This window comes from Nocardiopsis listeri (assembly GCF_020741345.1).
In the GTDB taxonomy this organism is placed as follows: Bacteria; Actinomycetota; Actinomycetes; order Streptosporangiales; family Streptosporangiaceae; genus Nocardiopsis; species Nocardiopsis listeri_A.
Window position 1 is genome coordinate 1 of sequence record NZ_DYZD01000448.1, and the last position, 11,580, is coordinate 11,580.

At 69.8% G+C, this 11,580-nt stretch carries 12 protein-coding genes; 6 read left to right on the forward strand and 6 right to left on the reverse strand.

Translation table 11 applies throughout. From position 1 onward, the window contains the following. The 3 genes from K8V84_RS24220 to K8V84_RS24230 form a co-directional block, all read right to left on the reverse strand. A partial coding sequence (locus tag K8V84_RS24220; RefSeq protein WP_304078950.1) for a DUF3027 domain-containing protein occupies nucleotides 1-733 on the reverse strand: 733 nt, incomplete at its 3' end. A gap of 301 nt (nucleotides 734-1,034) precedes the next feature. Next, a complete protein-coding gene (locus K8V84_RS24225) occupies nucleotides 1,035-1,418 on the reverse strand; it encodes a cold-shock protein (RefSeq protein WP_304078931.1) in 384 nt (127 codons plus the stop codon). Nucleotides 1,419-1,925: 507 nt separating this feature from the next. Then, entirely contained in the window at nucleotides 1,926-2,681 is a 756-nt protein-coding gene (locus K8V84_RS24230; protein WP_304078933.1) for a hypothetical protein, read from the reverse strand. Nucleotides 2,682-2,847: 166 nt separating this feature from the next. On the opposite strand from K8V84_RS24230, the gene K8V84_RS24235 reads away from it, so the two are divergent. The 5 genes from K8V84_RS24235 (at nucleotide 2,848) to K8V84_RS24255 (ending at nucleotide 8,635) form a co-directional block, all read left to right on the forward strand. Then, a complete protein-coding gene (locus K8V84_RS24235; protein WP_304078935.1) occupies nucleotides 2,848-5,289 on the forward strand; it encodes a helicase-associated domain-containing protein in 2,442 nt (813 codons plus the stop codon). Between the two features lie 78 nt (nucleotides 5,290-5,367). Beyond that, nucleotides 5,368-5,793: a hypothetical protein gene (locus tag K8V84_RS24240; protein ID WP_304078937.1), complete on the forward strand. Its 426-nt coding sequence runs from the start codon at nucleotides 5,368-5,370 to the stop codon at nucleotides 5,791-5,793. 354 nt (nucleotides 5,794-6,147) lie between these two features. Next, complete coding sequence (locus tag K8V84_RS24245) at nucleotides 6,148-6,402, forward strand: hypothetical protein (protein ID WP_304078939.1); 255 nt, start codon at nucleotides 6,148-6,150, stop codon at nucleotides 6,400-6,402. Nucleotides 6,403-6,625: 223 nt separating this feature from the next. Beyond that, nucleotides 6,626-6,916, forward strand: coding sequence for a hypothetical protein (locus K8V84_RS24250; protein ID WP_304078941.1), 291 nt, complete (start codon nucleotides 6,626-6,628; stop codon nucleotides 6,914-6,916). A gap of 72 nt (nucleotides 6,917-6,988) precedes the next feature. Next, a complete protein-coding gene (locus K8V84_RS24255) occupies nucleotides 6,989-8,635 on the forward strand; it encodes a DNA repair helicase XPB (RefSeq protein WP_304078943.1) in 1,647 nt (548 codons plus the stop codon). Between the two features lie 30 nt (nucleotides 8,636-8,665). Here the strand turns inward: K8V84_RS24255 and K8V84_RS24260 are convergent, their stop codons facing one another. Beyond that, entirely contained in the window at nucleotides 8,666-8,902 is a 237-nt protein-coding gene (locus tag K8V84_RS24260) for a hypothetical protein (protein WP_304078944.1), read from the reverse strand. Nucleotides 8,903-9,118: 216 nt separating this feature from the next. Between K8V84_RS24260 and K8V84_RS24265 the strand changes: the two genes are divergently transcribed. Then, complete coding sequence (locus tag K8V84_RS24265) at nucleotides 9,119-10,093, forward strand: R2-like ligand-binding oxidase (RefSeq protein WP_304078945.1); 975 nt, start codon at nucleotides 9,119-9,121, stop codon at nucleotides 10,091-10,093. 19 nt (nucleotides 10,094-10,112) lie between these two features. Here K8V84_RS24265 and K8V84_RS24270 read toward each other — a convergent pair whose 3' ends face one another. Both K8V84_RS24270 and K8V84_RS24275 read right to left on the reverse strand, forming a co-directional pair. After that, entirely contained in the window at nucleotides 10,113-10,700 is a 588-nt protein-coding gene (locus tag K8V84_RS24270; protein WP_304078947.1) for an LURP-one-related/scramblase family protein, read from the reverse strand. An 11-nt stretch (nucleotides 10,701-10,711) separates the two neighbouring features. Then, a partial coding sequence (locus K8V84_RS24275; protein WP_304078948.1) for a zeta toxin family protein occupies nucleotides 10,712-11,580 on the reverse strand: 869 nt, incomplete at its 5' end.

The following is an 11,580-nucleotide window of genomic DNA, read 5'->3' on the forward strand; positions in this document are numbered from 1 at the left end:
CCAGTTCCGTGGTGTCGTCGAAGACGATGTGGTCGTAACCCATCTCGTCGACGACCGGTGCGACCGGCTCGTTCTGCGGGCCGGGTCGCCGGACCTCGGAGTGGGCGCCACAGCCGTGGTCGAGCGAGACGACCTTGCCGTCGTCGGGGGCGAACTCGTTGGTGCACACCCCGAACATCTGGCGAAGCTCACCGGCCAGCGGGGTCATGAAGCCACAGGTGCCGCAGCGGGCCGGCGCGGCCGTGGCGACGGGACTGCGCGGTCCGGCGTCGCCGTTGTACCAGCGCTCCGCGGCCTGTTCACGGCCGATTTCGGAGAGCACCTGGCGACGGCCCAGTCCGAGCTCCCACACCATCTGCTTGTCCATGCCCTCGGCGTCGAGTTCGCTGTCGGGCACCTGCGCGTAACCGGGGACGAGTCGTTCGTCGCCTTCCTCGGTGGGCAGGAGGTCTCCCGCGCCGAGGTCGCCGGGGCGCACTCGTTCCTTCCATGGAACCCACTCGGGCGCGACGAGCGCACCCTCTCCGGGAAGCTGGACCACCTCGTTGACCGTGACGTTCTTGGCACGCGAAGCGCGCACCACGGTGACCGCGTAGGTCCATCCCGGGTAGGAGGGGTCCAGGCACTCGAAGTAGTGGGTGACCAGGCGTGTGTCCTCGACCTGGGCGGTGAGGTGCTCACCCACCCATTCGGGTCGCCCGACCTCCGCTGCCACCGAGCGGGCCAGATCCACCGCGTCGATACATGCCTTGTCCGGTACAGGAGAACGTCGAGAAGGGCTCACGTCACCCATTCTCACTGATCGCGGGCACCGATTTGACCACAACGCCGGTCAAGGTTCGTCCGATTGCGACCTCTTGGTCATCTCTTGTCACACCGTCTGCCTGGAAGGTCGTTGCGACCGGCCGGTAGCGGCCGCTTTGCGCTCCTTCCCCGGCGCCTCCGGTAACGATCGTCTCCGGGTTCGTCACATTCGTCGGGTACCGGAGCGGGGCGTGGTGGACGCCGAGGCCGTCCACCACGCCCTTCACCGGTCAGGCCTCCAGGTCGTCCGCCACCACACGCAGCACCTGGGCGACCCTGCCCGCCTCGCGTTTGTCGGGGTGACGGCCCCGACGGTAGTTGTTGGAGACGTTCTCGAGGAGTTTGATGAGGTCCTCGGTGATGACCACCATCTCGTCGGGCTTCTTACGCCGCGCCTTGGCCACGGAGTGCTGGGTCTCGAGCAGTCGCACCTGCAGCGCCTGGGCGCCCTTGCGCCCCTCGGCCACACCGAACTCGACCCGTTGACCGGGGCGCAGCGAGGTGGTGTCGGGGGGCAGGGACGTGGAATGGACGAAGACCTCACCGCCGTCGTCCCGGGTGAGAAAGCCGAAACCCTTGTCGCCGTCGTACCACTTGACCTTGCCGGTGGGCACGGTAGAGACCTCATGCTTTCACTGGCGGGCGACGCGAGGGCGTGGAAAGCGGTGCCGTCCACCTTTCCCCACCCCGGCGACCCCTGGTTTCCATAGTTGAGGTCAAGGCTAGTACCCGGGCGCTTCCCAAAGCGAGAGGGAATTGTGCGTGGTCGATACGGGTCGAGGAGGCGGGGGCCGGACATGCGTACGAGGCCCGGATACGGCTCACCCGGGCCTCGTGTGTCGACGTCGGCCCCGTCGCCGCTGGGTGCGGAGTGTGGGACGGGACTCGGCGGAGTCGGGGACCACGTCGACGAGTCGGCGCCCGGGCTGGAGGCCGGAGCACCTGACGCGACCGCCATGTGCGAAAGCGGCGGTATACCGACATGACTACCCGAGGTGCCGGTTGTGGATGCCCCGTAACGGGCCGACCGGAAAAGGTATTCCCCAGGATTTGCCAAGCGATGACCAGCGGGGACGAGTCCGGGGCGAAGGCTCCCGGCTCGGTCGGTCGCTCGGTTCGGGTCAGCCGCCGACCCGGTCGGCGGCCCGGGCGGAACGGGCGGCCTTGGGGAAGAGGTAGAGCACGCATACGAGGGAGGCCACGGCCAGAGCCGGAACCCCGGTCGAAGGCAGGGCCTGCTGGATGTAGAGGTCGATGAACTTCGCGTCACCGTCCCACAGGGCCACCCCGACCACGCAGGCCAGGAGTGGAAGCCCCACCCCGATCCACTTATCACGGGTTCCCCACACCTGGCTGAGCAGGAGGAGAGCGGCTCCGAGCACCCACACGGAGGCCGCGTCCCACCACACGCCCGCGAGCGCGAACATGCCGAGTGCGACCGCCTCGGGGGCGTGGTGGCGGACCAGGAGGAGGCTGTTGCGCATCACCCCGGGCCGGCGCGCCGTCCGACCGTCCATCCGCATCTCGGTCTGGCCGGGGCCCTCCAGCAGGGACATGAGGCCCTGGCTGGGGCCACCGCGCCAGGGCGGTGGGGGTCGATCCGCGTGCCGGGGCCTGGCCGGGATCATCTCGTCGTCCTCGAGGTCGAAGGCCTCGCCGGTCAACTCCTCCTGCACGAGGTGTTCGGGGGCCCCGAAGCCGCGGAGAATTCGCCGCACGGTGTCGACGTCGTCACCGGCCGCCCTTCTGCGCTCGTCGATACGCGCGCGCAGAGCCGTCAGATAGGCGGTCCGTTCCTTCGCCGAGACACGACCGTACAGCGCGAGTCCGACCTCGGAGAGATAGTCGAGTACCAATTGTTCCGAGCGCTGGGTCATGGCCCCATATTGGCCCACAATGACCTGCCTTTTAACCCCTCCCCAGCGATTTTCGGCCGGCGAATTCCCACCGGAATCGGCCTGAAGCGTTGTGACCACGGTGTCGTGGGAGCCCGGCGGGGAGGCGGTGCGATCCCAGGGGCGAGATCGCTTAGCGTTGAAACCGATGACGCACAACGCACGGCCCGAGTCCTCAGGCGACAGTCCCGACAATCCCATGTCGGGACGTCCCCCCACGTTCACCTCCTGGTTGCGATCCCGCTCCGACGAGGAACTCACCGCCCTTCTGCGTGGCCGCCCCGACCTGGGTCACCCGGTCCCGGCGGACATCGGGGCGCTGGCCCACCGTGCGACTTCGCGCAACGCGACACTGCGCGCCCTGGAGCGGCTGGACCGGTTCACGCTCCAGGTACTGGAGTCCGTGGTCGCCCTGGGCGACGACCGCCTGTCGGAACCTGTCGGCGCGCTCCCCTCCGATCTCGCACACGGGCTCGGGCTCGACTCCTCCGGCTCACCCGGAACGGAACCTCTCGACGCCGCCCTGAACGCCCTGAAGTCCCTGGCCCTGGTCTGGCCCGACCAGGGCCGTCTGCGCCCGGTGCAGGTCCTGCGCGAACTACTGCCGCACCCCGCGCGCCTGGGCCCGCCCGCGCGGGTTCCGCTGGCGGCCCTGTCGCACGAGGCGGTCAAACGTCTGGCCGACGACCTGGTCCCCCACGGCACCACCGAGTCGCCGGTGGAGTCGGTCGCCACCGCCCTGTCCGACCCCGACCGGGTGCACGCCCTCGTCGAACAGGTCGACGCCTCCGCCCGACGACTGCTGGACAGTCTCACCTGGGGACCGCCCAACGGCACCGTCACGGACGCCCGACGGGAGGTCTCCCTCGCCACGGCGTCCTCACCGGTGGATTCCCTCATCGCCCGCGGGCTGCTCCTGCCCACCGGCGACGACACGCTGACGCTGCCGCGCGAGGTCGGCCTGTTCCTTCGTTCGGGGGTGCTGTTCCAGGACGTCGACACCACCCCGCCCGGGATCGAGGGGCGTTCCGTCGATCCCGACACGGTCTCCCGCGCCGCCGCGGGACAGGCCTTCGTGGTGCTGCGAGCCGTCGAGGAGCTCATGGAACGCTGGTCCCAGGAGCCCGCCGCGGTACTGCGCAACGGGGGCCTGGGCGTACGCGACCTGCGCCGTGCCGCTCAGACCATGGACACCGACGACACGACCGCCGCCCTGTTGCTGGAGTCGGCCCGCGCCGCCGGGTTGCTCGCCACCGACGACCGACTGTCCGGGGAGTGGCTGCCCACCCGCGAGTACGACCTGTGGCGGGAAAGCCCCCCGGAACGCCGGTGGTCGCGTTTGGCGCGGGCCTGGTCGGACTCCGGCCGGGCTCCCTCCCTGGCCGGAGCCCAGGACTCCGGTGGACGCGCGCAGAACGTGCTCGGCCCGGGGCTGGTGCGCCCGGCCGCGCCGCAGGTTCGCCGTGACGTCCTGACCGAACTCGCGACGGCCGAGCCGGGGACGGCCCCGGGGGCCGACTCCCTGAAAGCCCGTCTGGCCTGGCGGTATCCTCGCCGTCAGTCGCCCCTGTACACCGAACTGGTCGAAGCGACGATGGCCGAGGCGGCCTCTCTGGGCCTGACCGGAATGGGCGCCCTCGCCGCCCACACCCGCCCGTGGCTCTCCGGCGACGAGGACGCATCCGCGGCGCTCCTGGCCACCGAGTTGCCCCAGCCGCTGGACTACGTGCTGGTGCAGGGCGACATGACCGCGGTGGCCCCGGGACCGTTGGTGACCGAGCTGGCGCGCGAACTCGCCCTGACCGCGGACGTGGAGTCCACCGGCGGCGCCACGGTCTACCGCTTCACCGAGTCCTCCGTGCGTCGGGCGCTGGACGCCGGACGCGGGGTCGCCGACCTCACCTCGATGTTGGAACGCCACTCGCGTACGCCGCTGCCCCAGGCACTGCGTTACCTGATCTCGGACGTGGGGCGCAGGCACGGCAGGCTGCGCGCCGGATCCGCGGCCAGCTACCTGCGTTGCGACGAGCCCGCCCTGCTCACCGAACTGGTCGGCGACCGGCGGGCCACCGATCTGGAGCTGGTGCTGTTGGCGCCCACCGTCGTGGTCAGCGGGCTCACCCGCGCCGCCCTGATGGAGCGGTTGGAGCGGCTCGGCTACCACCCGGTGGCCGAGAGCGGCGACGGGACCATCCGGCTGAGCCGGCCCGAGGTACGCCGCGCCGAACCGGACGGGATCCCCACCCCCGAGTACTCCGGCGACCCGGAACTGACCCGTGCCGCCGTCCGCGCGCTGCGCGCCGGGGACGAGGCCGCCAACGTCGCACGGGTTCCGGTGGAACTGCCGGAGAACGGCAGCCCGGCGGCGCGCGTGAACGCGCTCGTGGAGGTGCTCGGACGGGTCCTGGCCGACGAGCGGCGGGTGTGGATCGGCTACACCGACACCGACGGCCGCCAGGTCAGCCGGATCGTGGTGCCCGCCCGCGTGGACGGCGGTTTCCTCACCGCCTACGACACCACCCGTGACGCCGTGCACCGGTTCGCGCTCCACCGGATCACCGGCATCGCCGAACTCTCCGCCGACTCCTGACCCCCTCATCCCACTCACGCTCCGAACGACACGGACTAGAGTGGCCCTGTCGACCACCAACGGCGAGAGACACCCCGAATGAGCAACGCTTCGCTGCCCCCCGGAGCCTCCTCCCCCCGTGACCGGGGAAGGGAGGACCGCGAACCCGAGGGACGGGACCGGGCGCCCGAGAGGGGGCGCGACGAGGACCGCTCCGCCTCCACCTCCTCGCCCGTCGCGGGCGGAGGCGCCAACAGTTCCACCATGGCGCTGATCCTGCACCTGGTGACGGCGTTGTGCTGCGCCAACTGGATCTTCGGCATCGCGGGGATCACCTTCGCGGTCCGAGCGGCGCACACCCGGGACCGGGGCCGCGCGGACCAGGCCGAGGTCCTGACCCGCTACTCCTGGTACTGCCTGGGCGCCGCGGCGGTGATGTTCTTCGTGATGGCGGTGTTGACGTTCGTCATGTTCACGCAGGCGGGCGACTGGATCCAGGGCATCGTCGACGTGACGCAGTACTGACCGCCGGTTGGCGGAACCGAGAGCCTCCGTTCCGCGTCCGAACCGACGGGGGCGGGTATGCGAGCAAGGGACCGGACCCGACATTTCCGTCTTTGGACAAGGGAGGCACGGTAGGCCTTGCGCAGTGACCGGAGCGATCCTCGGTCCTTCTGGGAACGAGGACAGGGCACGGCCCACGTGGCGGCCACGCACCGACGCCCCATGCGTCCCGTGGGCGCCGCACCCATGGGGACCTCACCCCCGCCGACCACACCCCCGGCCACCGGCCTTCCGAACGCCTCGGAGCCGCGCTCGGCCCCGTCTTCCCCGGGGCCTTCCGGCCCTCCGGCCAGGGTCGGAGGGGCCGTCGCCGCGTTGGTCGTCGCCGGGCTCACGCTGATCGTCCCGGCGCTAGGCCTCTCACTCGGGTTGTGGTTCTTCGTGCTCGTCGCCAACCTCCCGGGCATCGTCCTCGGGATCATGGCCCTGTGGAAGATCCCCGACGCGGTCCAGGTGGAGAAGTACATCCGGTACACCTGGGCCTGTAACTTCGCTTACGTGGCTCTGTCCGTGATCTTCGTGGTCCCCGTGATCGTCTTCGCGGCCCTGGCCGTTCTCCTCGGATTCTGACCGCCCCCATCCCCCGGCTCCCGACACGGAGCCCGAACATCTAAGGCACGACATGCACGACGACAGGAACCCGGGTCCGCCGGAAGGCGACCATACGGGTGGTTACTCCGCCTCCGCCCCGTACGGTGGCCCGGGTTACGGACCAGATTACGGAGCGGGTTACGGACCGGGTTACGGACCGCCCCCGCCCGGCCCGTACCAGGACCCTTACCAAAATCCCCACATGGCGCAGCAGCCCGCCTATCCGCCGCAGGCCTACCCGATGTACCCGGTACCGCTGTCGAAGGGCGGTGCGATCGGCGCGCTGGTCACTTCGATCCTCCTGGTGATCTCCTGCTACGGGCTCCTCGCCGCGGTCGGACTCATCTTCTCGATCATGGCGGTCAGCGAGAACTTCGACCAGGAGAAGGTCTCCCGGTTCACCCGCTACGCCTGGATCGCCAACGGGGTGGTCCTCGGCCTCCTGGTGCTGTTCTTCGGTTTCGTCATCACCATGATCATCATCGAATCCTGACGGGCATGTTCGGACGGCGTCCGGTGTTGCACCGGGGGCCACCCCTCTCACAGCGCTTCGGAAGGTCCCCGCGTGTCCTGTTTGATCGTCCAGTCCGACAAGACCCTGCTCCTCGAAATCGACCACGAACAGGCCGGCGAGTGCCGCCGGGCCATCGCCCCGTTCGCGGAGCTGGAGCGTGCGCCCGAGCACGTGCACACCTACCGGATCACCCCGCTGGCCCTGTGGAACGCACGGGCCGCCGGACACGACGCCGAACAGGTCGTGGACGCCCTCATCCGATTCTCCAAGTTCCCGGTGCCGCACTCGCTGCTCGTGGACATCGCCGAGACGATGGGGCGGTACGGGCGGCTGAAGCTGGTCGGAGACCCCCGGAACGGTCTGGTGCTGGAGTCCTCCGACCGCGCGGTCCTGGAGGAGGTCGTCCGGGCCAAGAAGCTCAAGGGGATGCTGGGCGAGCGTCTGAGCGAGGACTCCGTATCGGTGCACCCCAGCGAGCGCGGCAACCTCAAGCAGGCGCTGCTGAAGATCGGCTGGCCCGCCGAGGACCTGGCCGGATACGTCGACGGTGAGAAGCACCGGATCGACCTGGCCGACGGCGACTGGGAGCTGCGCGGCTACCAGCAGGAGGCCGCCGAGAGCTTCCACGCCGGCGGGTCCGGCGTGGTGGTGCTGCCGTGCGGCGCGGGCAAGACGATCGTGGGCGCGGCGGCCATGGCGATGACCGGCAAGACCACGCTCATCCTGGTGACGAACACGGTCTCGGTGCACCAGTGGAAGGCGGAGCTGCTGCGCCGCACCTCCCTCACCGAGGACGAGATCGGCGAGTACTCGGGCACCAAGAAGGAGATCCGGCCGGTCACCATCGCCACCTACCAGGTGATGGCCTCGCGCAAGAAGGGCGTGTACACGCACCTGGAGCTGTTCGACGCGCGTGACTGGGGCCTGGTCGTCTACGACGAGGTGCACCTGTTGCCCGCGCCGATCTTCCGGATGACCGCCGACCTGCAGGCCCGGCGGCGTCTCGGGCTGACCGCGACCCTGGTCCGTGAGGACGGCCGTGAGGGCGACGTGTTCTCCCTGATCGGTCCCAAGCGCTACGACGCCCCGTGGAAGGACATGGAGAACCAGGGGTGGATCGCCCCGGCGGACTGCGTGGAGGTCCGTGTGGACCTGACCGAGTCCGAGCGTTTGGCGTACGCGACCGCCGAGCCGGAGGACCGGTATCGGTTCTGCGCCTCCACCGGGTCCAAGACGTCGATCGTGCGCGAGATCGTGGATCGCCATCCCGAGGACCAGGTCCTGGTGATCGGCTCCTACATCGACCAGCTGGACGAACTCGGGGAGCGGCTGGGCGCCCCGGTGATCAAGGGCGAGACCCGCAACAAGGAACGCGAGCGGCTGTACGACGCGTTCCGCTCCGGTGAGCTGCGCACCCTGGTGGTGTCCAAGGTCGCGAACTTCTCGATCGACCTGCCCGAGGCGGGCGTGGCGGTGCAGGTGTCGGGTTCCTTCGGTTCCCGGCAGGAGGAGGCCCAACGGTTGGGCCGGGTGCTGCGCCCCAAGACGGACGGCCGGACCGCCCGGTTCTACGCGGTGGTCGCCCGCGACACCCTGGACCAGGACTACGCCGCCCACCGGCAGCGGTTCCTGGCCGAGCAGGGGTACGCCTACCGGATCGCCGACGCCGGTGACCTGCTCGCCGGCGAGGAGATCTGACCGCGATACCGACGAAGCGGAGGCCCGGGGCTACAGGGAGGGCAGGCCGCCCATCACGTAGGTTCCCGCGGCGATCCCCCAGGCCACGAGGGAGTAGCTGAGGGTCCGGGTGCGCAGCGGTCGGTCCCCCCGCACGGAGGGCGCCGTGAAGGCGGCCACCAGCAGGGCCAGGCCGAGCAGCGCGGGGATCGCCGAGGCCAACGCGAAGAGCTGGGATTGGGCGGCGCACGCGGAGTAGCCGGCACTGCCGGGATCACCACAGAACACGTCGTCCCCCGATCGGATCGTTCAAGCGAGCGTATTCCTTCGACCGTACCGTTCCGGCGGTGTCGGATCGCCGCCGACTCCGACCGGATCCCACCCCACCAGGCGATCCGCGCGAAACCCGGGCCCGCGGTGACCTGGACCACCTCCAGGGGTTTACACGGAAGGCCATTGTGTCCAATCATGAGTGCGACCCCACCCCCCACGGAGGTACGCGACATGGCCACGACGACCCCCCGAAGACCCCGACGCGACGGCTTCCACTCGCTGCGAGGCGGCGGCCTGAACTGGGACTCGCTCCCCCTCAAGCTGTTCGTCAAGGGCAACGCGAAGTTCTGGAACCCGGCCGACGTCGATCTGGAACAGGACGCCGAGGACTGGAAGGCGCTCGACGACGAGGCCAGGACCCGCATCCTGCGGCTGTGCTCGCTCTTCGTCGCCGGGGAGGAGGCCGTCACCGAGGACATCCAGCCGTTCCTTCGCGCCATGGCCGCGGAGGGCCGCTTGGGCGACGAGATGTACCTGACCCAGTTCGCGTTCGAGGAGGCCAAACACGTCCAGGCCTTCCGCCTGTGGTTGGACGCGATCGGCGTCCACGACGACCTGCACGGTTTCGTCGACAAGAACCCGGGCTACCGAGCGCTGTTCTACGACGAGCTCCCCCGGTCCCTGGAGGCGCTCCTGGACGACCCGAGCCCGCGCAACCAGGTACGCGCCTCGGTCACCTACAACCACATCATCGAGGGTTCCCTCGCGCTGACCGGCTACTACGCCTGGAATCACGTGTGCACCGTACGCGGGATCTTCCCGGGGATGCGGCGGATCATCCGCCGGATCGGCGACGACGAGCGCCGTCACATGGCCTGGGGAACCTTCACCTGCCGGCGCCACGTGGCCGCCGACGACCGTAACTGGGACGTGGTGAGCGAACGCCTCGAAGAGCTGTTGCCACACGTGCTGGGCACCGTCGAACGGGGCGACACCCCCTCGGACGACCCCGAGGTCCAGCGGTACGAACCACCCCCCGGCAAGCTGCTCGACTACGCCGCCGACCGGGCGACCCGCCGGTTGGGCGCCATCGAGTCCGCCCGAGGAGTACCGGTGGCCAGAATCGACCTGGACGCCTCCCCGGAAGCCCTGGAGGAACGCTTCGGCGAAGAGGACCGCGCCGCCATGGCCGCCCTGGAGGGGTGAACGGCCCGGGGCCTCCGGTTCACTTGCCTTCCTTCAGGACCAGGTCGATGGCGATGGCGGAGGCCACCACCAGCGTGCCCAGGGGTCGGGGCAGCGAGGGGTAGCGCCGGTGCAGCGCGTAGCTGTCGGCCGTGGTGAACAGCTCGCCCAGGTCGGGCATGCGACGGTCCACACGGGCGATCTCGTGGTCGGCGTGGTCCTTGAGCCGAAAGTCCATACCGATGAAGTCGCCCTCGATGCCGCCGACCACCCGCTTCCAGGGGTCCATCAGGGTGAACTTGGAGCCGAAGAACTTCAGGTCCTGTTCGATCGTCCCCACCGGTCTGCCGTCCGGCAGGTTCACGCTCGTGGAGGCGGTCATCCAGGACCAGTGCTTCTGGATGACCAGCAGGGGCCGCCCGTACATGTCGTTGACGTGCACGCGCCGTTCGAACCCACCGGTGTTGCGGGACAGGGCCCGAAGCACCTGCATGCCACCGTCGGCGCCCTGTTCGCGCACCTGCGCGACGGGGCGGCCGTGGGCGTCGTACACCTCGTAGTCGGAGATGTCGACCATGAAGCGCTTGGGCTGGCGCACCACCAGGGGGTTCGCGTTGAAGATGTCCATGGGCAGGGATCCTAGACGTCGTCCTCGACGCGCCAGAGCTCGCGCCGGCCCCTTTCGGCCTCCAACGCGACCCGGCCGAACGGCTCCCGGTACCAACCGCCGTCGTCCTGGTGGTCGGCGTAAAGCACCTCGCCCTCGCGGGACAGCACGTACATCGAGTCCACCAGACGGTGGGTCTCCAGGAACTCGATGGTGTTGGGAACCCCGAGGTAGAAGCGGTCATGGTGGATTTTCGGCAACCACCGGCCGAAGCCCTGGTCTCGGGTGGCGCGGGAGTGCCGGTCCACGAACGCGACCTCGACCCGGTAACCGGCCTCCTTGAAGCCCCACACCCAGGAGGCGGCCCGGTCGGCGCGGCCCAGGGGGTGGCTGCACACGACATCGTGGCGACCGCGACGAACATGTTCCAAGGCCCGCCCGTGCAGGGCTCCCACCTGTTTGGACACGGATGTGGAGGCGACCTTGTCGTCGGCGCCCATCGCCCATTCGTAGTCGGGCGACAGACGCAGCAGGTCGTCCCCGTCGTAGCCGACGGTGCCCTTGGGCAGGGCCGGCAGGAGCAGGCGTTGGAGGGTGGACTTGCCCGCACCCGGTTGGCCACCGAGCAGCAGCAGTCGCGGATGTGCTCGCGGGACCCCGGTGAGCCGCTCCCGCAGGGCCGGGTCGAACAGGGAATCCAGCGCTTCCTCGGACAGCTCACGCAGGTCGTCCGGGGTGGATCCGGGCGGCCTTCGCGCCGGGGTGGCGCGCAGCCCGGCGATGACGCCGGGCAGGGCGGCACAGGCCCGGTCGACCTCCTCGGGTGTCAGGAACGGCAGGCGCGCCTCCTCCGCCAAGAGGAGGGCGGCGCGTTCGGCCGATCCCGGGTTCGGTTCCGGTG